The organism is Azospirillum sp. B21 (assembly GCF_008364825.1).
Lineage (GTDB): Bacteria > Pseudomonadota > Alphaproteobacteria > Azospirillales > Azospirillaceae > Azospirillum.
Genome location: NZ_VTTO01000006.1, coordinates 120218 through 137644, shown reverse-complemented (window position 1 = coordinate 137644; position 17427 = coordinate 120218). Strand labels below are relative to the sequence as shown.

The following is a 17427-nucleotide window of genomic DNA, read 5'->3' as shown; positions in this document are numbered from 1 at the left end:
TTGATGAGGATCCATTTCCACAATATAGTACGAATGCAATTTGATATCGTTGGAGATACGAATGACTGAGCAGATCGATGCCCAAGAATTTCTAACGATGATCCAACAAAATCCGGACAGGTTTTTCAGTCAGAATACAGTCTATTGGACGTGCCCGCCGTCGCCTTTGGGGTCGGCCACTCTGTCAAATTTCACCGTTACCATGCATGATACGATTGTGGAGTATCAAGCCCCCAAGACTCTGGGTATTTTCGGCGGTGGATGGAAAGCCGACGGGCACTCTTACCAAATCACTCGGGATGGGTCTGGTTCGGCAACAGGGTATTTCCTGCCATGGAACGAGGATTTCGGTTACTCGGCCGTTCTTGGCGGGCAGGCGGAGTTCTTCATAAACGCCGAAATGAGCGGTTGCGCTTTTGGCTGCGTCGCCGGCCCCAACCAGACAGTCAAGGTCGCCCACCACAACATAAGGGGTGCCGACGGCAACACCGATCATCACGCGATGACCGGCACGCTATCTGCCTACGGCTATCAACACACGTTCCAGCGGAACGACTACCGCAACTTGGATAATGGCCGGGGTGCGGGCAATGTGGTGGGGGTCAAGGTCAATGGGTCGTGGCGCATCTACGCCCAGGGCGTTTATACGGCCCAGCGCCGCGACCGCATCGCTTCCTTCCGCCGCCTGATGTGATGCTGCCTTCACCAGTGCCAGAGCTTCCCCGCGGTCCGTCAGGCCATCGCTATCGACTTCGCTGTTCGGAAATGGGCATACGGCGTTGACGGAGCTTTGGCTTGCGCCAACTCCGTCAACGCCGTATAATTGCTGCCATGAAGACGCCCTTCGACCCGGCCAAGAACGAGATCAACCGTGCCAAGCATGGGCTCGATTTGGCCTTCGGTTCGGATGTCCTGCGCGATCCCAACCTGATCGAGGCTCTGGACGACCGCATGGACTATGGCGAGGAACGGTTCAACGCGCTGGGGATGGTCGCCGGCAGGATCTACGCCGTGACCTACACAGAGCGGGTGGACGGGGTGCGCTTCATTTCCGTGCGGGCGGCCGCCAAGCGTGAGACCGACCGTTACTTCAGGGTCAACAGCTGACCGATGGGGAGCCCGATGACCGACCGTGACACGTTCAGCGACGAGCAACTCGCCGCAATGAAGCGCCCGCCTCTGGCGAAGCGGGTTCGCCGCTCGACTGGGCTGTCGCAGGAAGCGTTTGCCGAACGCTTCGGCATTCCGCTGCGCACCCTTCAGGAATGGGAACAGGGCCGCCGGGAACCGGATGCCGCCGTGGAGTCCTACCTGCGCGTGATCGAGAAGGAACCTGATCTGGTCGCCCATGCCCTTGCGGCCGAATGATCGTAGGCGTGACCCGGAGTGGTTGCCGTCGCAGTGGTGCGGCGAATCGCGGGTTGGAGGGCGAACAAGCGTCGAAACCAAACCCTTCGAGCGTAAGAAAAGTTCCGAATACGGGTTAGTTGCAAGGAATTGGTAATCATTTTGGGCAAACAGTCCTAAAGCCCCGGTGGATGTCTGCCGTCGGGTCGCCGACGGAGGTTGCCCCATGCCCGCCACCGCTTCCACGCTGATGCCCGTTTTCCTGGCCTACGAAGCACTGGGCCACAGCGATGCCGACCACGTCGAGGCGCTGCGCGGGAACCTGGAGGAGGTCCTTGCCAATTCCGAGATCCGGACGGCCCAAGACCTGTACGCAAAAGCGCGCTACCTCCAGCATACCGCCCGGATCGATCCCGGCCTGATTTCCATGGAGGCGGTGGATACCCTGGTGGTGGGCATCGCCATGCTCTTCGCCGGCGCGTTGCCCCCGATTCAGGCTGTGGCCTGACACGGAGACGCATCATGGCCATCGCCTTCGCCCGTTGCGACGCCCGCCGGCGCCTCGACCTCGAAACCCTGATGACCTGGGCGCTGCGCGACCAGCAGGCCGACCGCGTCCAGTCCGGACTGTTCGACATCGAGGCCGCGGCGAACGATCATGGATGGGAACCGCAAGGGGTGAGCGGCGACGGTGTGGCCGAGCTGCTGCGCCGCCATGAAACCGGCGACCGGGTGGATGGCGGCGGGCCGGTGCGCGGCATCGCCGTGAAGGTCCACCCCGATGCCGAGGCAGTCGCCAACGCGGTGGGATGGCTGGAGCCATGGCAGCGGCGTCTCGTCCGCTTCCATGGCCGGTCCGGCACGCGGCCGGACTGGCTGCCGCTGGTGCCGCCCATGGTGGCGGTGAAGCGGCCGAGCGAAGCGCGCGGCCGCTACCGGCATGTGCTGGCCGAGCGGTGGGAGTTCGTGCCGACCCGGTCCGAGTTGGCCAAGCGCTACCTGCTGCGTGGCCAGTCACTCTTCGACGCCCGCGGGCAACGCCGGATCGTCGAGGAAGAGAAGGGCTTTCACTTCCGCACCTTCGGCGACGGTAGCCGGCAAGTGCAGGTGAAGTGGTGCCCGCTGGAGCCAGCCCACAGCGATGCCGAGATCGTCGAGACCAACACCGACTATGCCGGCTGGCACGCCGCCATGATGGAGCTGGTGGACCGGATCGGTGGCTGGGATTTGCGCGATCATGTGCTCACCGGCTTCACAGCGCCGGCCGCGCCATGGGAAAATATTCCTTGATAAAAAGTCAATTCCTTGACAGGGTGAGCGGGACGAATTGCGTGTGAACGAAGACCCGCCCGGCAGTTGCCGCGGCGGGTCTTCTGCTGTCCGGGGGCTGGCCATGCGGACCGAATGGGACGGCGTGCTGTGCCTTCAGCTCGGCCCGGTGGATCGTCACTTCGCCGTGCGCATCACCTACCAGGGCAGACCCTTCCGCGCCGACATCGAGGCAATCGAGATCCAGACCTCGCAGGGCTGGATCCGGGCGCCCTGGCTGATCGAGCTGGTGGAGGATTGCGCGCCTCTCTTCGACATGCTGCGCGATCATGCCGCCGGCCGGACGGCCGATGCGCGGGCGGTCGCGCGGCTTTCCTGACAGGACAGCAGGATGGACGAGCTGATCCGCGAGGCGGTCGCCGCCGGCGCCGGCCTCACCCATGACAACGAGCCGGCGGCGGTGTGCCCGTCGGATGGGGCCGTCGAGTTCTTCGGCCAGCAGGTCGCGGCGATGCTGCGCGAGCTGCCGGAGGACATGACCGTGGCCGAGCTGCGCGACGCGATCGACGGATGACCCTTCCCGTCCTTCCGGGCGATCCGGCCGGACAGGACGTCAGCGACGCCCGCCACGCCCCGGCGCTGCGGCTGGACCGCATCCAGGAGCACCTCCTGGACGCCTTCTATGCCGGGCGCTCGACCAACACGGTTCGGGCCTACCGGCGGGATCATGAGGACTTCCGGACCTTCGTGGCCCGGCAGGACGGGCTGGCCGCCTTCGCCGCCACCGCCGAACAGGCGGTGCGCATGCTGCTGGCGGTGGAGCATGGGCAGGCCAACGCGCTTGCGCTGGGCTACCGCAACGACATGGTCCGGCGCGGCCTGCAGCCGGCCACGGTGAACCGGCGGCTGGCCGCCCTGCGGTCCGTCGTTCAGCTGGGCAACACGCTCGGCTTGGTCACCTGGGCGCTGCAGGTCGAGAACGTGGACGCCATGGCCTACCGCGACACGCGGGGGCCGGGGCGGGACGGCGTGCGGGCCATGGTGGCGCAGGCCAAGGAACGCACCGACGCCAAGGGCCTGCGCGACACCGCCATCGTCCGGCTGCTGCACGACGTGGCCCTGCGCCGCGGCGAAGTGGTGTCGATGGACCTGGAGCATTACGAGAGCCGGCGCGGCACCGTCGCGGTGCTGGGCAAGGGGCGAACCCAGCGTGAGCGGGTCACCCTGCCGGCCGCCACCAGGACGGCGCTCGATGCGTGGATCGCGGTGCGGGGGAAGGACCCCGGACCGCTGTTCCATCGCCTCGATGCCGCCGGCCGAGGCGAGGGACGCCTGACCGGCGCCGCCGTGTACCAGATCATCCGTGAGTTGGGGGCCGGGGTGGGAATCACCACCCGACCGCATGGGCTGCGGCACTCGGCCATCACTGCGGCGCTGGACGCCAGCAACGGCAACATCCGGGCAGTTCAGCGCTTCAGCCGGCACCGCAACGTCCAGACCCTGCAGATCTACGACGACAACCGCGCCGATCTGGCTGGCCAGATGGCGGCGCTCATTGCGGAGGATTGACATGGGCGAGACTGTCGCCGCTCCGGTGCGCAGGGTGCGCACCCAGGACCAAGCCGCGGCCGTGGTCGGCCGGATCGGCGCCGCGCAGGTGCAGCTGGTCCGGCTGAAGGCCTCGCTGGAGGTGGCTGTCGCACAGGCCAACCTGGCCTATGAGACTGCGGCAGCGCCGCTGCGCACCGCCATCGCCGCCGACACCGAGCTGCTGCGCGGCTACTTCGACGCCAACCGCTCCGCCCTGCTGACCGGGACCAAGAAGTCGGTGGCGCTGCCCACCGGCACCATGGGCATGAAGAAGACGACGGCCAAGCTGGTGGTGGCCGATGTCGACGCGCTGCTGAAGCGGCTGGAGGAAGACCGCAAGTTGCGGCGCTTCATCCGCACCAAGAGCGAGGTCGACCGGGCCGCGCTGCTGGCGGAGCCGAAGGTGGCGGTGACCATCCCCGGCGTCGTCATCGAGGGCGGGGACGACGCCTTCTTCGTCAAGCCGCTCATGGTGGCGACTGCCTGAAACCGAGCTTGCGAAAATGAGCATTATCGCAAGCTCATAACCAAAAACGCTGAATTATGAAGCAACTAGCAGCTCAGCGCTTCTGACGCAGTGCCTTGAGCAATGCAGCTCGGAGCGTTTCAGGCGAGCAGGGCATTTCCAGGAGTATTCCGCTGAATGCGCCGGCTTTCCAGCGCTGGAGCAGACTGGAGTCTCCAGTGATGCCGATCCATGGGAGCGGATAGCCGAGTTCGGTCTCAAAGCGGATGGCGAGTTGGTCCCCGGTCTCCTGGCCGTCGGTTGGGGGCAGAAGCAACACAGTCGGACGTAGATTGTCAGCTTTTGTGGTTGCGATGATGTCATCGATGTTGTCGCCAGAAACGACTTGGCATCCCCACGACTCAAGCAAAGCTTCGACGCCGAGGCGCAGAACTGCGTTCTGCTCCAACACAACGACGGTGTTCCCTTTGATTGCTGGCACTGTGTGATGTCCTCCAGCCTCTGAGTGGTCCGGAACGTTTCCAGAGACGGTAACTCGCTGGCCGACGTGACATTACATGCGGTCGCTTTTTTGTCATTAACCTGTGATCGGTTCAACTCTCAGTAAGTGCAGGAATGCGATGTTTACCAACTCCGTGACGATCGGCGCCGCGACGCTGATGCTGGGCGACTGCATCGAACGGATGCGGGAGCTTCCGGACAGCTCGGTCAGCCTGGTGCTGACCGACGTTCCCTATTCCAGCGGGGCCACCCGCGAAGCTGGCCGCACCGCCTACGGCAAGACCATGACGCGGTCGACCAAGGGGGGCGGTGATCGGTGGTTCGGTTCCGACAGCCTGAGCACGCGCGGCTTCCTCCATCTGCTGCGCAGTTGCGCGATGGAGTGGCAGCGGGTGCTGAAGCCGGGCGGCCACGTGCTGGCCTTCATCGATTGGCGCATGGGCGATCATCTGGCCGATGCCATCGACGGGGGTGAGGCATCGCTGTTCCTGAGCGGCCATGCGGCCGACGCCATGGAAAGCGCCGACCTGAAGCGGGTGGGGCTGCTGGTGTGGGACAAGACCTATTTCGGCATGGGGACGCACTTCCGCCACCAGCACGAGCTGATCCACCACTTCACCAAGGGCAAGGGTACGGAGCCGCTGCGCCGGAACGTGGCCAACGTGCTGCGCCATGCGCCGGTGCGGCTGGGCGCCCACCCGACGGAGAAGCCGGTGGGGCTGCTGGCCGAGCTGATCTGCACCGTCTGCCCGCCGGGCGAGACGGTGCTCGACCCGTTCTTCGGCAGCGCGTCGGCCGGCCATGCCGCCCTGACCACGGGCCGGCGCTTCATCGGCATCGAGCGCGACCGGCGCTATTTCGAGGCCGGCTGGCAGCGGCTGGCTGACCTCACCGAGGAACTGACGGCATGACCATGCACCTGGAGGACGTGATGCACGGCCTCACCGCCCGCACCGCCACCGACGGCGTCATCGTCACGATCGGCGGCACCATGGGCTGGTGGCTCGATGCCCTACATGGGCCGGCGCAGGAGCTGGCCTTCTGGGGCACGGTGGCGTTGGTGGTCGGGCGCCTGGTGCTGCTGGCGCTCGACTTCCGGGACCGCTTCCGTGGCAGGTCCAAAGTGTTCACGCGTGAACACTTTGACCGCGGCGCCGACCCCAAGCCGTAGGAGTGCCGCGTTCGTCAGTGCGGTACGGGAAGCCACCCAAGATCGCGGCATTCCGGACAGCCGCCACCGTCGCAGGATGGGCAGATGCTCCAATCCTCGTCGCGCCATCTGGCAACGACTTCGCCGTCACATCGACCGGTGCGATTTGGGGCGCGGCACCCGTGGGTGATCGGCTCCAAATCGAGGTAGGGCGTTCCGCATTGAAGGCAGATCGCCACGGGCTGGGGCTTCTGAAACATCCCGATCCTGCTGGTCCTGAGCATGTCGAATGGCCGGCTAAATGAGTGTGGGTTCGGGTTGCCAGTGTCATCTGCCGAAGGCTGGCCGGCAGTGATCGCCGTCACATTTGTTGTGCGAACGAAATGGCCGACGCACGGATCCGGGCCTCTGCTCAGCAGCTGAAGGCGGCCATCCGCCAGTATGGCGACCAGCTCACTCGGTACGCGCTTCCGATGGCGCTGACCAGGACGGCGCAGGACGCCCGGCAGGCGGTGCAGCGGGCGCTGCCGGAGACCTTCGACCGGCCGACGCCTTACACGATCAACGCCACCTTCATCCGCCCCGCCACCAAGGCGGACCCGGTGGCGTGGGTGGGCTTCAAGGACGATTGGGGCAAGGGCACGCCGGCGGCGCGCTACCTGCTGCCCAACGTTGACGGCGGACCGCGCCGGGACAAGCGGATGGAGCGCCAGCTGCGGGCCGCAGGCCTGCTGCCGGCCGGCATGTTCGCCGTCCCAGGCGAAGAGGCCAACCTCGACGCCTATGGCAACATGCGGCGGTCGGAGGTGGTGCGCATCCTGTCGCAGACCCGGGCCTTCGGGGAGCAGGGATACACCGCCAACCGCACGGGCAGCGCCCGCAGCAAGAAGAAGCGGCGGCGCAATGGCTACTTCGCAGCATTGCCGGGCAACGCCGGCGGGTTGCCGCCGGGCATCTACCAGCGCGACGGCGCCGACGCCCGGCCGGTGGTGATCTTCGTCCGGGCGCCGAGCTACCGCCCGCGCTTCCGCTTCCACGACATCGTGGAGCGGGCGGTGCGGGCCAACATCGGCCGGCGCCTCGAGGAGGCGGTGCGGACCGTCAACCAACGCTTTGCAGCAAGGGGCAAGTGATGCAGCACCTCAAGAGCTTGGCCGCCCAGATGGCGGGCTTCCGCACGCCGCGCGACCTGATCCAGTCGCGCACCGCGCCGGTTGTCGCGCCCGCCGTCGAGGGCCTGCAGCCCTGCATCCTGGACTCGCTGAACGCGCCGGCGGCGCCGATCGGCCTGACCCTGACCGCGCGCCTGGGCCAGACCCCCATGCCCAAGGGGGCGACGGGTCCTTCCCGGGGGGGGCCCCCAGCGAGGGTAATTCGGGCCGCACCGGTCCACCCTCTGAGAAATTTTTGAATCGAGGTTTTTGTTTATGTCCAAACCGGGCCAACGGGTGAACCGGGCGGAGCTGGCCGACGTGTTCGGCGTCAGCCTGCCCACCGTCGACGCGTGGGTGCGCGACGGCTGCCCCTTCGCGGAGAAGGGGGCCAAGGGCCGGGAATGGGCCTTCGAGACGGCCGACGTTCACCGCTGGCTGGTAGACCGTGCGGTGGCCGACGTCGCCGCCGGCTACGAGGGCGAGATCGGCGTCATCACCGCCGACGAGGCCAAGCGCCGCAAGGCGGTGGCCGATGCGGTGGTGGCGGAGATCAAGGCCGACGAGACCCTGAACGAGGTGGTGAACCGCCACGAGGCCGCGGCCGACGTCGCCGGCTTCTGCATCAGCCTGCGCACCGGCCTTTCCAACGCGGTGGCCAAGATCGCCGGCCGCGCCGCGGCGATGACCGGGGCGCCGGAAATCCAGGCCATGGCCGAGAAGGAAATCAACCAAGCCTTCGACGCCGCCCGCGACGAGCTGGTCAAGGCATGGGGCGCCGGCTTGGCCATCGGGCAGGACGATGAACCGCGGGCTTGAGGCGGCGGCGCGCGTCAGCGCCCACCGTCACAGCGACTACCGGACCGGACGGGGCGAGCTGCGCACGGCGCTGCTGGCCCTGTTCGACGGCAGCCTGAAGTTCCAGGAGCGCATGAGCGGCTCCGTCTGGGCCGAGCGCTTCGGCTGGATCCCGAAGGGCACCGGGGCCGAGCATGGCAAGGTGACGCTCTACGGCTACCAGCGCGGGCTGGTGGACCTGATGTGCGACCCGACCGTGCCGCTGCTGACGGTGCTGAAGGCGGCGCGCGTCGGTTACACCCGCTGCGCCACGCTGGCGGTGGCCTACCACCTCCACCAGGACCCGACGCTGTGCGCCATCGCCCAGCCGACGATCCCGGATGCGGAAGACTTCGGCAGCGGCGAAATCGCCCCGATGCTGCGCGACACGCCGGTGCTGAAGCCGCTGATGCGGCCGACCCGCAAGGGGGAGAAGCAGGACAACGCCACCTTCTACCAGCTGAGCAACGGCGCCAGCGTGCGCGTGGTGGGCGCCGCGTCGGACGATGCCTTCCGCCGCTACTCGGCCCGTTTCCTGTTCGCCGACGAAATCGACGGCGACGGCTGGACGCCCGGGGCCAAGACCCAGGGCGACAAGCTGAAGCTGTTCTGGACCCGCGGTGAAACCTTCTGGAACCGCAAGCAGGTCAGAGGCTCCACCCCGCTGCTGTTCGAAACCAGCCGGGTGTGGAAGCTGTGGCTCGCGTCCGACCAGCGGCGCTATTTCGTACCCTGCCCGCAATGCTCCGACGCCGCTGGCCACCTCGACGGCTGGCAGTATCTGGATTGGGGCGGGCCGGACGTGCCGCACGGGCTGAAATGGAGCCTGGACGCCGAGGGCAATCTGGAGCGGGTGTGGTACGTCGGCACCTGCGGCTGCATCATCGAAGAGCGCCACAAGGCGTGGATGGACGCCAACGGCGAATGGCGCCCGACCGCCAAGGCCAAGGTGCCCGGCCATGTCGGCATGCACCTGTGGACCGGCATGTCGCTCAACCCCAACGCCGCCTGGCCGGTGATCGTTCAGGAATGGCTGGAGGCGCAGGACGATCCGGCCAGCCTGGTGCAGCCCTTCATGAACCTGCGGCTGGGCCGCCCCTACCGGGCGACCTACGGGCAGGAGGTCAAGAGCAGCAGCTTCATCGACCGCATGGAGCCGTACCCGGCCGAGGTGCCGGCGGGTGTCGAGTTCATCACCGTTGGGGTGGACGTCCAGTCCGGCAAGGTGAACCCGCGCCTGGAGGCCTCCGTCTATGGCTGGGGCCGCGGGCTGGAGGTCTGGCTGATCGGGCATTTCGTCCTGCCGGGCGATCCGGCCAAGGGCGAGGTGTGGGCGGCGCTGGACGATGGCGTGCTGCTGCGCCGCTTCCGCAAGCCGGACGGCACCACGCTGGACGTGCGGGCCACCTGCATCGACAGCGGCGGCCATCACACGCAAGAGGTCTATGCCTTCGCCAACAAGCGCCGCTCCCGGCGGGTGTGGGCGATCAAGGGCCGGTCGGAAAGCCGGGGCCAGCGGGGCAAGGTGTGGCCGCGCAAGCCGTCCAGCAAGCTGGGCCATGTCTGGTACATGATCGGCGGCAACGCCGCGCGTGACTGGGCCTATGGCAGCCTGGCGGTGGACAAGCCCGGGCCGCGCCATGTGCATTTCCCGCAGGCGCCGATCGACGGCGCCCGCGAGTTGGACGAGGAGTTCTTCGCCCAGCTGACCCGCGAGAAGCTGATCGTTCCGCGCGGGAAGCAATACACGGTGTGGGTGAAGCCGGTCGAGGCCCATGAGGTCGGGGTGTGCTTCGTCTATGCCTACGCCGCGGTGTGCGGCCTGCAGGCCCTGTCCGGCAAATACGTGAAGCTGGGCGAGGCCGACATCGAGGCGGCACCGGTTGAAGCCGGCAATACGGCCGGCGAGACCGTGACGGAATCGACTCCGGCCGACGCCATCGCCGCTGCGGTGGAGCGGGCACGCCGGCTGAGCCGGCCGGCCGCAGCCGTCCAACCGGTGGCGCCGGCGCCGCCGCCCTCGACCGACAAAGGGGAACTCTACCTATGACCGACGTCACCACCCTGGAGGCGTGGCTCGCCGACGCGCGGGCTGCGCACCACGCCCTGCGGATCGGCCAGCAGAAGGTCAGCGTGCGCTTCGGCGACCGCGTGGTCGAATACGCCCCGGCCAACGCCACCCAGCTGGCCAGCTACATCGCCTCGCTGGAGCGCCAGATCGCCGCGGCCAAGGGCCGGCGCGGTCCGGCGGTGTCACCCTATGTCCGGATGATCGGCTGATGGCCACCGCTCCCGTCATCCTCGACCAGCACGGCCGGCCGATCACCCAGGCCGAGATCCGCCGCGCCCGGGCACAGGCGGCCATGGGCGCCTTTCTCGCCGGATCGGGCAACGCGCCCGAGCTGCGCGACTGGACGCCGGCGGCGGGTTCGCCCGATGCCGACCTCGACGGCGACCGCCAGACCATCGTCGCCCGTGCCCGTGACCTGGAGCGCAACGACGCCCTGGTTTCCGGTGCCGTCCAGTCGCTGAAGGACAGTGCCATCGGCTTCGGCCTGGATTTCCAGTCCATGCCGGATTACCGGGCGCTCGGCATCACCCGTGACCAGGCGCAGGACGCCGCCCGGCGGATCGAGTCCATCTGGCACGAGTGGAGCGAGGACCGCGACGCCTGCGACGTCACCGGCCAGCTGCCCTTCGGCTCGATGCTGCGCCAGTCGGTGCAGTCCGACCTCGTCGCCGGCGAAAGCCTGCAGCTGGCGCTGTGGCTGCCGGAGCGGCAGCGCCGGCTGGGCAGCCGCTTCGCCACCGTCATGCAGACAGTTGAGGCGGACCGCCTGTCCAACCCGCAGGACCGCATTGGCGATCCGCGCCTGCGCGACGGTGTCGAGATTGACGGGTATGGTGCACCCATCGCCTACCATATCCGCTCCAACCATCCGGGCGACCTGTTCATGCCCTGGGCGATGGCCGCGGCCGACTGGCAGCGGGTGCCGCTGCGCGGGCCGGGCGGGCGGCGGGTGGTGATCCACTCCTTCGACCAGAAGCGCCCGGGCCAGCACCGCGGCGTCTCCGTGTTCGCCCCGGTGATGACCGAGCTGAAGCAGCGCGCCCGCTTCCAGCGGGCCGAGCTGCAGGCGGCGGTGGTCAACGCGGTGATCGCCGCGGTGCTGGAAAGCCCGGCCGACGGGCAGACGCTGCTGGACCTGTTCGGCGACGCCAACAGCTACATGGACATGCGCAACGCCCAGCCGTCGGTGCAGCTCGGCATCGGCCCGGGCGGCGCCATCCCGCGGCTGCTGCCGGGCGAGACGCTGAAGGGCTACTCGTCCAACCGCCCCAGCGCCGGCATGGACGGGTTCGTCACCACGGTGAGCCGGCTGATCGCCACCGGCATCGGCATGACCTACGAGACGTTCATGCGCGACTTCTCCAAGACCAACTACTCCAGCGCCCGCGCGTCGCTGCTGGAGGGCTGGCGCTTCGTGCTGTTCCTGCGCATGCACAAGACCCTGACCTGGTGCCGGCCGACGCTCGACCTGGTGCTGGAGGAGGCGGTGTGGCGCGGCTACATCGACCTGCCGGGCTTCTCGGAAAGCCGGGCGCGGCGGCAGGCGTGGCTGCGCGGGGTGTGGCGCGGGCCGGCGCGCGGCTGGGTGGACCCGGTGAAGGAAATCACCGCCGCGGCGATGCGGGTGCGGCTCGGCATCTCCACCCTGCGCGACGAGGCCCTCGACCAGGGCCGCGACCTCGACGACCTGCTGGACCAGATCGCGCTGGAGCAGGAGGCGCTGAAGGCGCGCGGGCTGACCCTGCCCGAGGTCAACTTCATGCCCACCCCTGACCAGCCCGAGCCGGAAGCGGCCGGCGCCTGACGGAGTCCCCCCGACATGCTGAAGACGATGCAGCCCGTGCTGGTGTCCCCAGCCTGGGCCGAGACGGCGGCTGCCCGCATGGTGCAGCTGACCGAGGCGAGCCGCGCCGGCGGGGAGCTGCCGGCCGGCTGCTACCGGCTGGGCGAGGTCAACGGCACGCGCCGGCCCTACGAGGTGGACCAGGGTGTGGCGGTGGTTTCGGTGGCCGGGCTGCTGGTGCCGAAGCTGGGCTACATCGGCAGCAGCTGGGTCACCGGCTACGACGGGCTGCGGTTCCAGCTGGCGCATGCCTTCGCCGATCCGGACGTCCGCGCCGTCTGCCTCGACATCGACAGCGGCGGCGGCATCGCCCAGGGCTGTTTCGACCTGGTGGACTGGATCGTCGCCACCAAGAAGGCCGCGGGCAAGCCGGTGGGGGCCATCTGCAGCGAAGAGGCCTACTCCGCCGCCTACGCCATCGCCTGCGCGGCCGACAGCATCGCGGTGCCGCGCACCGGTGGCGTGGGTTCGATCGGCGTCTGGCTGATGCACTGGGACTATTCCCGCATGTTGGAGGAGGCCGGACTGAAGCCGACCATCATCCAGTCCGGCGCCCACAAGACCGACGGCCACCCCTATGCCGCGCTGCCCGAGGCGGTGCGCGCCGACTGGCAGGGGCAGGTCGACGCGCTGCGCCAGCTCTTTGCCGAAACCGTCGCCCGCGCCCGCGGGATCGACGTGGCGGCGGTCCTTGCCACAGAGGCCCGCTGCTTTGAGGGGCCGGTCGGCACCGCCGAGGCCGTGCGCCTTCGGCTGGCCGATGCGGTCCTGCCACCCGACCAGGCCTTTGCGGCTCTGGTGGATCATGTGAGGGAAAACCAGTGAAGACGTTCAGCTTCGCTCACCTGAACCCCTTCGGCCGCTCCAAGGCCGCGGAAGGGGAGACCCAGGCGGGCACCGACACCACGCCCAAGGCCGGCACCGGCGACGATGCCGACCAGAAGGACAAGGGCAAGGACAAGCCGAAGGACGGCGAGGAAGGCGACGCGGCCGCCACCGGCGAGGATGGCGACAAGAACGCCGGCAGCCAGCAGGCCGCCGCGCCGAGCGAGCGCGAGCGCTGCGCCGCCATCTTCGCAGCGCCGGCCGCTGCCGGCCGCGTCCAGCTCGCCGCGCATCTGGCCTTCAACACCGACCTGACGGTGGAGCAGGCCTGCGCCGCGCTGGAGGCAGCACCCATCGGCGCCACCGCGCCCGGCGCCTCCACCCCCACCGGCAACCCGCTGGCGCTCGCCGCCATGGACGCCCACCCCAACCCGACCGTTGGCGCCTCCACCGACACCGGCACCATGAGCGACGACGAAAAGGCCGCCGCCGCGGTGCTGTCGAGCATGGCCGCCGTCGGTCTCATTCCGAAGAAGGACGGCAAGTGATGACCTCCGCCAGCTTCTCCTCCCAGACCAGCCAGCCGCTGCCGTCCCTGATCGCCGGCGAGTTCCCGCGCGTCACCCGGCTGGTGACCATCGCCAGCGGCGCCGGCGTGCTTAAGGCCGGTGCCGTGCTCGGCCGCATCACCGCCAGCAAGAAGTTCACCCTGTCGGCTGCCGCCGCCAACGACGGTTCCGAAGCGGTGCGCGCCATCCTGGCCGGTCCGGTCGACGCCAGCCTGTCCGACGTGGTCGCCGTCGTCTACCTGACCGGCGAGTTCAACGCGGGCGAGCTGACCTTCGGCGCCGGCCACTCCGCCGCGTCGGCGGCCGACGCGCTGCGCGACCTGTCGATCTTCATCTGAGGACCCCACCCATGGACATCTATTCGACTCTCGCCATGCTGGGGGTGCTGCAGTCGCTGCGCGCCAAGGCCCCCCGCTTCCTGCTGAACATGTTCTTCCCGCTGGCCAGCTTCAGCGACGACGAAAAGATCATCTTCGACGTCGAGGTCGATGACATCGAGATCGCCCCCTTCGTCTCGCCGCTGGCCGCCGGCCGCGTCGGCGCCGACACCGGCTATGAAACCAGGATGTTCGCCCCGGCCTATGTGAAGCCGCTGCACGACATCAAGCCGGGCGAGCCGCTGCGCCGGCTGGCCGGCGAACCGCTGACCGGCACCCTGTCCGCCGGCGCCCGCGAACAGGCGATCCTGGGTGCCAAGCTGCAGCGCCAGCTGAACCAGATCCTGCGCCGCAAGGAGGTGATGGCGGCCGAGGTCCTGCGCACCGGCAAATGCGTGGTGAAAGGCGACGATTACCCGGAGGTCCTGGTGGATTTCCAGCGCGATGGCGACCTGTCGCTGGTGCTGTCCGCCGGCGCCCGCTGGGGCGAGGCCGGCGTGTCGCCCTATGCCGACGTGTCGGAATGGATCGACCTTGTCGGGCGGAAGTCCGGCGCCGCGGTCAACGTCGTGGTGATGGACGCCAAGGCCTGGGCGCTGTTCGAAGCCGACCCCAAGCTGGAGAAGGTGCTCGACCGTACGCTGGGGCAGGCCGCCATCGTCCAGATGGGCTTCCAGCCCGGTGTGCCCGGCACGCCGGTATTCAAGGGCCGCATCGGCATGGTGGAGTTCTATACGTACAACGACACCTACAAGGATGCCGGCGCCACCAAGGAGCTGCTTCCGGACCACACGGTGCTGCTGGGCGCCACCGGCGCCATGGAGGGCATCCAGGCCCATGGCGCCATCCTCGACCCGCGCGCCGGCTACCAGGCCCTGGAGGTCTTCCCCAAGAGCTGGATCGAAGAGAACCCGGGCCGGCGCATGCTGCTGAGCCAGTCGGCGCCGCTGGTCTACCCGCGGCGTCCCAACGCCTGCATGTGCGCGACGGTGAGGTGATCCATGGCCAAGCTGCGCCTGCTGGCCACCGTGAAAGTGGCCAAGGAGACCACGCTGCGGCCGGGTGCCGTCATCGAGGTCAAGGACCCGGAGGACGACCAAGTCGTCTCGCTGGTGGCCCGCGGCTTTGCCCGCTGGGTGAAGTCCGGCGAGGAAGCCGAGGTGGAGGCGCTGCCGCTCGACCGCATCATCGCGGCGATCGGCAAGCTCGACCCGGCCAACGCCAAGCACTTCAAGGCCGGCAAGCCGGAGCTGAAGGCGCTGGGCGAGGTGCTGGGGGCGGAGGTCACCGCCGACCAGCGTGACCAGGCCTGGGCCGCCCTGCAGGGCTGACCGGCACCACCAGCAGCGACGCGACACGGGCGGCCTTCGGGCCGCCCGTCGCGTTTGGGGACTTCGCCCATGTTCTTCGATGACCTCAACGCCGCCTGCGTCGGCGCCTTCGGTGAGCCGGCGGTGATCCGCCGGGCCGGCCGTTCCGACGTCACCGTCACCGGCATCTTCGATCGCCGGCACTACCAGGTGGAGACCGACGACGGGCCGGTCTCCACCCTGATGACCTCGCTGGCCGTGGTCGACGCCGACATCGGCGGGCCGGTGCCTGCCGGCGCCGACGTCGAGGTGCGCGGCCTGACCTTCATGGTATCCGAGCCGCGGCCGGACGGGCAGGGCATGACCGTGCTGCTGCTGCGGGAGTCGCGCTGATGCACCCCCGCACCCGCATCCGCACCGCCATCGCCGCAGCGCTGGGGGCCGTCGCCCCCGTCACTGCCAACCGGGACGATCCCTTGCCGGCCGACGCGCTGCCCTGCATCGGCCTGTTCACGCCCGACGAGGCGACGCAGGAAATCACCATGGGCAGCCGGCGCCAGATGCGGCGCATGGACCTCTATGTCGATGGCTACGTCCGCGCCGGTACCGACCTGGACGACCAGCTCGACGCCATGGCGCTGCGCATCGAGCAGGCGATCGCCGCCGGCGGCAAGTTCGGCGGTGCGCTGGACCGCATCGAGCTGGTGCGCACCGTCACCGACCGCCTGACCAGCGGCGAGCTGAAGGCCGGCGTGACCCGCCTGCAGTTCTCCGTGACCTACCAGACCACGTTCGGCCAGCCCGACGCCTGAACCCTCCGGAGCTTCCGGAGCTTCCCCGCCGCCCGACTTCGGGCGGCTTTTTCTTTGCCCAAAGGAGGGGCATTCCCATGAGCGGCAACGCTGTTCAGAGCGCCGGCACGCGCCTGTTCATTTCCACCACCGCCCTCTGCACCACCGAAGCGCAGTACAAGGCGCTGCTCTGGACCGAGGTCGAAGAGATCGAGGACATCGGCGCTTTCGGTGAGACCTTCGAAAAGGTCACCTACAAGACGCTGGGCGACGGTGCGGTCCACAAGAAGAAGGGCACCGTCGACTATGGCTCGGGCACGCTGAAGCTGGCCCGCGTTCCGACCGGCGCCGGCCAGATCGCGATCCGCGCCGCGGCGAAGAACCGTAAGGCGGCCTACAACATCAAGATCGAGTTCGACGACGCCCCGGACGGCGGCACCCCGACCACGATCTACCTGCGCGCCTACGTCATGTCCTACACCACCGAAATCGGCGGCAACGACAAGGTGATCGAAACCAGCGTCGGGCTGGAAATCGACGCCGAGCCGATCGAGGCGGCGGCCGACGCGCCGTAAGCGCTGGAGCCAACCTCCACCCCTGATGCCGGCAGCCCGCCCTAGCTGCCGGCCCTTCTCCCCGTCCAAAGCGAGATCCTGCCATGACCGCCACCAGCACGGCGCCGCGCTTCGCGCACGGCGTGATGACCATCAGCCTCGACGGTGAAGACGTCGAGCTGTTCGCCAACGTCCGCGCCAGCCGCACCATCTGCCGCCTGTATGGCGGGCTGAACCAGGCCTTCACCAACACCAACGCCTTCGACTTCGACACGCTGGTGAATGTGGTCAACGCCGCCGCCGGCCGCGTCGGCAAGCAGGCCGAAGCCACCGCCGAGGCGATCTTCAACGAAGGCGTCATCGTCGTCGCGCCGCAGGTGCTGCTGTTCCTGAATTTCCTCGCCGGCGGCGGCAAGGCGCCCAAGACGGAAACCGCCAAGGCTGGGACGGCTGAAGCCGGCAGCGAGGCTGCCGCAACGGGGGAAGCCGGCTGACCTTCCCGGAGTACGTGGACCAGATGTTCCAGTACGCCACGGGCTGGCTGGGATGGTCGCGCAGCGAGGCGCTGGACGCCCCGTTCCCCGACATCCAGCTGGCCCTGGACGGGAAGGTCGATTTCCTCGCCGCCACCACTCCCGGGGCCAAGCGCCAGATGCGCAAGCCCAAGGACACGGCGGAGCTGAAGGATCGGGCGCGGGCCGTCTTTGGCCTGAGGCGCTCGGAACAGGGCAAGGGCAGGGGCGCCGGGTGACCGGCGCCCTTTCTGTTTCCGGAGA

At 68.4% G+C, this 17427-nt stretch carries 28 protein-coding genes; 27 read left to right on the top strand and 1 reads right to left on the bottom strand.

Features of this window, described 5'->3' with window-relative positions; all coding sequences use genetic code 11:
• The first annotated feature begins 61 nt into the window (after window positions 1–61).
• The 9 genes from FZ983_RS16135 to FZ983_RS16095 all read left to right on the top strand — a co-directional run bounded on the left by FZ983_RS16135 (window position 62) and on the right by FZ983_RS16095 (window position 4693).
• On the top strand, window positions 62–694 hold the full coding sequence (locus tag FZ983_RS16135) for a hypothetical protein (RefSeq protein WP_149224546.1): 633 nt from the start codon (window positions 62–64) through the stop codon (window positions 692–694).
• Window positions 695–831: 137 nt separating this feature from the next.
• Window positions 832–1107: a BrnT family toxin gene (locus FZ983_RS16130; RefSeq protein ID WP_149224545.1), complete on the top strand. Its 276-nt coding sequence runs from the start codon at window positions 832–834 to the stop codon at window positions 1105–1107.
• Window positions 1108–1122: 15 nt separating this feature from the next.
• Complete coding sequence (locus tag FZ983_RS16125) at window positions 1123–1368, top strand: helix-turn-helix domain-containing protein (protein WP_149224544.1); 246 nt, start codon at window positions 1123–1125, stop codon at window positions 1366–1368.
• Between the two features lie 205 nt (window positions 1369–1573).
• Window positions 1574–1855, top strand: coding sequence for a hypothetical protein (locus tag FZ983_RS16120; protein ID WP_149224543.1), 282 nt, complete (start codon window positions 1574–1576; stop codon window positions 1853–1855).
• Window positions 1856–1869: 14 nt separating this feature from the next.
• The gene (locus FZ983_RS16115; RefSeq protein WP_149224542.1) at window positions 1870–2637 is read left to right on the top strand and encodes a hypothetical protein; all 768 of its coding nucleotides are present in this window, start codon (window positions 1870–1872) and stop codon (window positions 2635–2637) included.
• 103 nt (window positions 2638–2740) lie between these two features.
• Complete coding sequence (locus FZ983_RS16110; RefSeq protein WP_149224541.1) at window positions 2741–2995, top strand: hypothetical protein; 255 nt, start codon at window positions 2741–2743, stop codon at window positions 2993–2995.
• 12 nt (window positions 2996–3007) lie between these two features.
• Window positions 3008–3190: a hypothetical protein gene (locus FZ983_RS16105; protein WP_149224540.1), complete on the top strand. Its 183-nt coding sequence runs from the start codon at window positions 3008–3010 to the stop codon at window positions 3188–3190.
• Entirely contained in the window at window positions 3187–4185 is a 999-nt protein-coding gene (locus FZ983_RS16100) for a tyrosine-type recombinase/integrase (RefSeq protein WP_149224539.1), read from the top strand. The genes FZ983_RS16105 and FZ983_RS16100 overlap by 4 nt, the downstream gene beginning before the upstream one ends.
• 1 nt (window position 4186) lies before the next feature.
• Window positions 4187–4693 (top strand): host-nuclease inhibitor Gam family protein, encoded by a 507-nt coding sequence (locus FZ983_RS16095; RefSeq protein ID WP_149224538.1) that lies wholly within the window; start codon window positions 4187–4189, stop codon window positions 4691–4693.
• A 73-nt stretch (window positions 4694–4766) separates the two neighbouring features.
• Here the strand turns inward: FZ983_RS16095 and FZ983_RS16090 are convergent, their stop codons facing one another.
• The gene (locus FZ983_RS16090; RefSeq protein WP_149224537.1) at window positions 4767–5153 is read right to left on the bottom strand and encodes a hypothetical protein; all 387 of its coding nucleotides are present in this window, start codon (window positions 5151–5153) and stop codon (window positions 4767–4769) included.
• Window positions 5154–5292: 139 nt separating this feature from the next.
• Here FZ983_RS16090 and FZ983_RS16085 point away from each other — a divergent pair, with 139 nt between their 5' ends.
• The 18 genes from FZ983_RS16085 to FZ983_RS16000 all read left to right on the top strand — a co-directional run bounded on the left by FZ983_RS16085 (window position 5293) and on the right by FZ983_RS16000 (window position 17402).
• A complete protein-coding gene (locus FZ983_RS16085) occupies window positions 5293–6084 on the top strand; it encodes a DNA methyltransferase (protein WP_149224536.1) in 792 nt (263 codons plus the stop codon).
• Window positions 6081–6344 (top strand): hypothetical protein, encoded by a 264-nt coding sequence (locus FZ983_RS16080; RefSeq protein ID WP_149224535.1) that lies wholly within the window; start codon window positions 6081–6083, stop codon window positions 6342–6344. The genes FZ983_RS16085 and FZ983_RS16080 overlap by 4 nt, the downstream gene beginning before the upstream one ends.
• Window positions 6345–6706: 362 nt before the next feature.
• Window positions 6707–7456, top strand: coding sequence for a hypothetical protein (locus tag FZ983_RS16075; RefSeq protein WP_149224534.1), 750 nt, complete (start codon window positions 6707–6709; stop codon window positions 7454–7456).
• Window positions 7456–7734, top strand: a complete 279-nt coding sequence (locus FZ983_RS16070; protein ID WP_149224533.1) for a hypothetical protein — start codon at window positions 7456–7458, stop codon at window positions 7732–7734. The genes FZ983_RS16075 and FZ983_RS16070 overlap by 1 nt, the downstream gene beginning before the upstream one ends.
• 16 nt (window positions 7735–7750) lie before the next feature.
• Window positions 7751–8293: a terminase small subunit gene (locus tag FZ983_RS16065; RefSeq protein ID WP_149224532.1), complete on the top strand. Its 543-nt coding sequence runs from the start codon at window positions 7751–7753 to the stop codon at window positions 8291–8293.
• A complete protein-coding gene (locus FZ983_RS16060) occupies window positions 8277–10361 on the top strand; it encodes a terminase gpA endonuclease subunit (RefSeq protein WP_149224531.1) in 2085 nt (694 codons plus the stop codon). Before FZ983_RS16065 ends, FZ983_RS16060 begins: the two co-directional genes overlap by 17 nt.
• Window positions 10358–10591 carry a gpW family protein gene (locus FZ983_RS16055; protein ID WP_149224530.1) on the top strand — a complete coding sequence of 78 codons (234 nt, stop codon included), beginning with the start codon at window positions 10358–10360 and terminating at the stop codon, window positions 10589–10591. The genes FZ983_RS16060 and FZ983_RS16055 overlap by 4 nt, the downstream gene beginning before the upstream one ends.
• On the top strand, window positions 10591–12186 hold the full coding sequence (locus FZ983_RS16050; RefSeq protein WP_247883781.1) for a phage portal protein: 1596 nt from the start codon (window positions 10591–10593) through the stop codon (window positions 12184–12186). The genes FZ983_RS16055 and FZ983_RS16050 overlap by 1 nt, the downstream gene beginning before the upstream one ends.
• A 15-nt stretch (window positions 12187–12201) precedes the next feature.
• A complete protein-coding gene (locus FZ983_RS16045; protein WP_149224529.1) occupies window positions 12202–13050 on the top strand; it encodes a S49 family peptidase in 849 nt (282 codons plus the stop codon).
• On the top strand, window positions 13047–13598 hold the full coding sequence (locus FZ983_RS16040) for a hypothetical protein (RefSeq protein WP_149224528.1): 552 nt from the start codon (window positions 13047–13049) through the stop codon (window positions 13596–13598). Before FZ983_RS16045 ends, FZ983_RS16040 begins: the two co-directional genes overlap by 4 nt.
• Window positions 13598–13957, top strand: coding sequence for a head decoration protein (locus tag FZ983_RS16035; RefSeq protein WP_149224527.1), 360 nt, complete (start codon window positions 13598–13600; stop codon window positions 13955–13957). The genes FZ983_RS16040 and FZ983_RS16035 overlap by 1 nt, the downstream gene beginning before the upstream one ends.
• Window positions 13958–13968: 11 nt before the next feature.
• On the top strand, window positions 13969–14994 hold the full coding sequence (locus tag FZ983_RS16030) for a major capsid protein (RefSeq protein ID WP_149224526.1): 1026 nt from the start codon (window positions 13969–13971) through the stop codon (window positions 14992–14994).
• A 3-nt stretch (window positions 14995–14997) separates the two neighbouring features.
• The gene (locus tag FZ983_RS16025; RefSeq protein WP_149224525.1) at window positions 14998–15327 is read left to right on the top strand and encodes a hypothetical protein; all 330 of its coding nucleotides are present in this window, start codon (window positions 14998–15000) and stop codon (window positions 15325–15327) included.
• A 69-nt stretch (window positions 15328–15396) separates the two neighbouring features.
• Window positions 15397–15699, top strand: a complete 303-nt coding sequence (locus FZ983_RS16020; RefSeq protein ID WP_149224524.1) for a hypothetical protein — start codon at window positions 15397–15399, stop codon at window positions 15697–15699.
• Complete coding sequence (locus FZ983_RS16015; protein ID WP_149224523.1) at window positions 15699–16118, top strand: hypothetical protein; 420 nt, start codon at window positions 15699–15701, stop codon at window positions 16116–16118. Before FZ983_RS16020 ends, FZ983_RS16015 begins: the two co-directional genes overlap by 1 nt.
• A gap of 77 nt (window positions 16119–16195) precedes the next feature.
• Window positions 16196–16672 carry a hypothetical protein gene (locus tag FZ983_RS16010; RefSeq protein WP_149224522.1) on the top strand — a complete coding sequence of 159 codons (477 nt, stop codon included), beginning with the start codon at window positions 16196–16198 and terminating at the stop codon, window positions 16670–16672.
• A gap of 83 nt (window positions 16673–16755) precedes the next feature.
• Window positions 16756–17145 carry a hypothetical protein gene (locus FZ983_RS16005; RefSeq protein WP_149224521.1) on the top strand — a complete coding sequence of 130 codons (390 nt, stop codon included), beginning with the start codon at window positions 16756–16758 and terminating at the stop codon, window positions 17143–17145.
• Window positions 17146–17168: 23 nt separating this feature from the next.
• A complete protein-coding gene (locus FZ983_RS16000; RefSeq protein WP_149224824.1) occupies window positions 17169–17402 on the top strand; it encodes a hypothetical protein in 234 nt (77 codons plus the stop codon).
• Window positions 17403–17427 lie beyond the last annotated feature (25 nt).

Excerpts from the sequence above, each read along its gene's own strand:
- FZ983_RS16095 (WP_149224538.1), top strand. The coding sequence starts at position 4,187 with ATGGGCGAGACTGTCGCCGCTCCGGTGCGCAGGGTGCGCACCCAGGAC.
- FZ983_RS16115 (WP_149224542.1), top strand. The coding sequence starts at position 1,870 with ATGGCCATCGCCTTCGCCCGTTGCGACGCCCGCCGGCGCCTCGACCTC.
- FZ983_RS16065 (WP_149224532.1), top strand. The coding sequence starts at position 7,751 with ATGTCCAAACCGGGCCAACGGGTGAACCGGGCGGAGCTGGCCGACGTG.
- FZ983_RS16030 (WP_149224526.1), top strand. The coding sequence starts at position 13,969 with ATGGACATCTATTCGACTCTCGCCATGCTGGGGGTGCTGCAGTCGCTG.
- FZ983_RS16070 (WP_149224533.1), top strand. The coding sequence starts at position 7,456 with ATGCAGCACCTCAAGAGCTTGGCCGCCCAGATGGCGGGCTTCCGCACG.
- FZ983_RS16055 (WP_149224530.1), top strand. The coding sequence starts at position 10,358 with ATGACCGACGTCACCACCCTGGAGGCGTGGCTCGCCGACGCGCGGGCT.
- FZ983_RS16060 (WP_149224531.1), top strand. The coding sequence starts at position 8,277 with ATGAACCGCGGGCTTGAGGCGGCGGCGCGCGTCAGCGCCCACCGTCAC.
- FZ983_RS16015 (WP_149224523.1), top strand. The coding sequence starts at position 15,699 with ATGCACCCCCGCACCCGCATCCGCACCGCCATCGCCGCAGCGCTGGGG.
- FZ983_RS16010 (WP_149224522.1), top strand. The coding sequence starts at position 16,196 with ATGAGCGGCAACGCTGTTCAGAGCGCCGGCACGCGCCTGTTCATTTCC.
- FZ983_RS16045 (WP_149224529.1), top strand. The coding sequence starts at position 12,202 with ATGCTGAAGACGATGCAGCCCGTGCTGGTGTCCCCAGCCTGGGCCGAG.
- FZ983_RS16080 (WP_149224535.1), top strand. The coding sequence starts at position 6,081 with ATGACCATGCACCTGGAGGACGTGATGCACGGCCTCACCGCCCGCACC.
- FZ983_RS16100 (WP_149224539.1), top strand. The coding sequence starts at position 3,187 with ATGACCCTTCCCGTCCTTCCGGGCGATCCGGCCGGACAGGACGTCAGC.
- FZ983_RS16035 (WP_149224527.1), top strand. The coding sequence starts at position 13,598 with ATGACCTCCGCCAGCTTCTCCTCCCAGACCAGCCAGCCGCTGCCGTCC.
- FZ983_RS16130 (WP_149224545.1), top strand. The coding sequence starts at position 832 with ATGAAGACGCCCTTCGACCCGGCCAAGAACGAGATCAACCGTGCCAAG.
- FZ983_RS16135 (WP_149224546.1), top strand. The coding sequence starts at position 62 with ATGACTGAGCAGATCGATGCCCAAGAATTTCTAACGATGATCCAACAA.
- FZ983_RS16025 (WP_149224525.1), top strand. The coding sequence starts at position 14,998 with ATGGCCAAGCTGCGCCTGCTGGCCACCGTGAAAGTGGCCAAGGAGACC.
- FZ983_RS16105 (WP_149224540.1), top strand. The coding sequence starts at position 3,008 with ATGGACGAGCTGATCCGCGAGGCGGTCGCCGCCGGCGCCGGCCTCACC.
- FZ983_RS16110 (WP_149224541.1), top strand. The coding sequence starts at position 2,741 with ATGCGGACCGAATGGGACGGCGTGCTGTGCCTTCAGCTCGGCCCGGTG.
- FZ983_RS16120 (WP_149224543.1), top strand. The coding sequence starts at position 1,574 with ATGCCCGCCACCGCTTCCACGCTGATGCCCGTTTTCCTGGCCTACGAA.
- FZ983_RS16050 (WP_247883781.1), top strand. The coding sequence starts at position 10,591 with ATGGCCACCGCTCCCGTCATCCTCGACCAGCACGGCCGGCCGATCACC.
- FZ983_RS16020 (WP_149224524.1), top strand. The coding sequence starts at position 15,397 with ATGTTCTTCGATGACCTCAACGCCGCCTGCGTCGGCGCCTTCGGTGAG.
- FZ983_RS16075 (WP_149224534.1), top strand. The coding sequence starts at position 6,707 with ATGGCCGACGCACGGATCCGGGCCTCTGCTCAGCAGCTGAAGGCGGCC.
- FZ983_RS16085 (WP_149224536.1), top strand. The coding sequence starts at position 5,293 with ATGTTTACCAACTCCGTGACGATCGGCGCCGCGACGCTGATGCTGGGC.
- FZ983_RS16125 (WP_149224544.1), top strand. The coding sequence starts at position 1,123 with ATGACCGACCGTGACACGTTCAGCGACGAGCAACTCGCCGCAATGAAG.
- FZ983_RS16005 (WP_149224521.1), top strand. The coding sequence starts at position 16,756 with ATGACCGCCACCAGCACGGCGCCGCGCTTCGCGCACGGCGTGATGACC.
- FZ983_RS16000 (WP_149224824.1), top strand. The coding sequence starts at position 17,169 with ATGTTCCAGTACGCCACGGGCTGGCTGGGATGGTCGCGCAGCGAGGCG.